Origin of the sequence: Actinopolymorpha sp. B9G3, assembly GCF_040120725.1 — a bacterium.
In the GTDB taxonomy this organism is placed as follows: Bacteria; Actinomycetota; Actinomycetes; order Propionibacteriales; family Actinopolymorphaceae; genus Thermasporomyces.
In genome coordinates, this window is record NZ_JBEEAB010000069.1 from 1 (window position 1) to 1,657 (window position 1,657).

1 protein-coding gene is annotated in these 1,657 nt (G+C 66.5%); it reads left to right on the forward strand.

Features of this window, described 5'->3' with window-relative positions; translation table 11 throughout:
- Positions 1-123: 123 nt before the first annotated feature.
- Positions 124-1,509 carry an IS1380 family transposase gene (locus tag ABNF93_RS34590; RefSeq protein ID WP_349332488.1) on the forward strand — a complete coding sequence of 462 codons (1,386 nt, stop codon included), beginning with the start codon at positions 124-126 and terminating at the stop codon, positions 1,507-1,509.
- Positions 1,510-1,657 lie beyond the last annotated feature (148 nt).

A 1,657-nucleotide genomic window follows, 5' to 3' on the forward strand; every position in this document is an offset into this window, starting at 1 on the left:
TAGCCTCGATCTTTCGTGTGGCCGTGGGTGAGTACGGCGCGTAATGCACGGAAGTGCCTGTCCGCTTGGAAGAATTCGGCTTGTCGAAGGTCGAAGTCGTCCGAGCAGATAGGCACTCCGTAGGTGAAGCGTAGCTGGTTCCCAGGTCTTGTTGTTGATGGTGTTCGCGAGTCGCTGGTGTCGTCGTCGGGTGGGCTGTTGTTGACGCGGGTGGCTCGGGTCTCGGGCCTGGAGCGTGGCCTGTCGGAGGCGCTGGCGCCGTGGCGGGGTGAGCGGGCGGTTCATGACCCGGGCAAGGTCTTGTTCGATGTCGCGACCGCGGTCGCACTTGGCGGTGATTGCCTGTCCGATGTGGCCGTGGTCAGGTCTCAGCCTGATCTGTTTGGCCAGGTGGCGTCTGATCCGACGGTGTCGCGGCTGATCGCCACGCTGGCCGGTGACGTTGAGGCGGCCACCGCGGCGATCCGGACCGCGCGGGAGGATGCCCGTGCACGGGTGTGGGGGCGGCGGCGACCGGTGGCAGGTCGAACCGGTGGGCAGGTGATCGTGGATCTGGACGGGGTGCTGGTGGCGGCGCACTCGGACAAGGAAGGTGCGGCGCCGACGTTCAAACGAGGCTACGGCTTCCACCCGATGTTCGCGTTCGTTGACCATGATGAAGCCGGTACCGGAGAGACGCTGGTCGGGCTGCTGCGCACTGGATCGGCATCGGCGTTCACCGCAGCCGATCACATCAGCGTGCTAGATGCAGCGCTGGATCAACTCCCTGCAGGCGAACGCGGTCAGGTGTTGGTCCGTGCCGATACCGGGGGCGCGTCGAAGGCGTTCCTCCATCACGTCACCGAGTTGGGTTTGGAGTACTCGATCGGGTTCCCCGCCACGACCCCGGTCATCGCCGCGGTGCAGGCGATCCCGCGGCAGGCTTGGCGGGCCGCGGCAGACGGTGACGGCAACCCGCGAGACGGTGCCCAGGTCGCCGAGCTGACCGGCTGGATGCCTGCCACAGCCCGAACCGGCGGCGGTGAGGACTGGCCGCCAGGAATGCGGATCATTGCCCGCCGTGAACGACCCCACCCTGGCGCTCAGCTCCGGCTCACCGACCAGGACGGCTGGCGGGTCACCTGCTTTGCCACCAACACCGCAAAGGGTTCCGGCTGGCGGCTGGCAGACCTCGAGGCCAGGCACCGGCTCCGTGCCCGAGCCGAAGACCGGATCCGCGGACTCAGAGATACCGGAATGCGCAACCTGCCCCTACACGGCTTCGCCCAGAACCAGATCTGGCTCGAAATCATCACCCTCGCCGCAGACTTACTGGTCTGGATGCAGACCCTCGCCTTCGACCACCACGAACCCGCCCGCCGCTGGGAACCCAAACGTCTCCGGCTACGTGTCCTCGCCGTCGCCGGACGCATCATCAGCAGCGGCAGACGCCGACGACTCCGGCTGCCACGAGACTGGCCATACAACCGCCTCATCGAGACCAGCTGGGCATCACTGCAACCCACCTGAACCAGCAATCCCGACCAGACAACCAGGATCCCGGAGAACCGGCGAACACAGCGTCGGTGGCCACGCACACCCGCATCAAGAACCAGCCACCAACCGGGAGATCGACACGGCCAACCCGCACCGCCTCCAGGCACGTGAAAGATCGAGG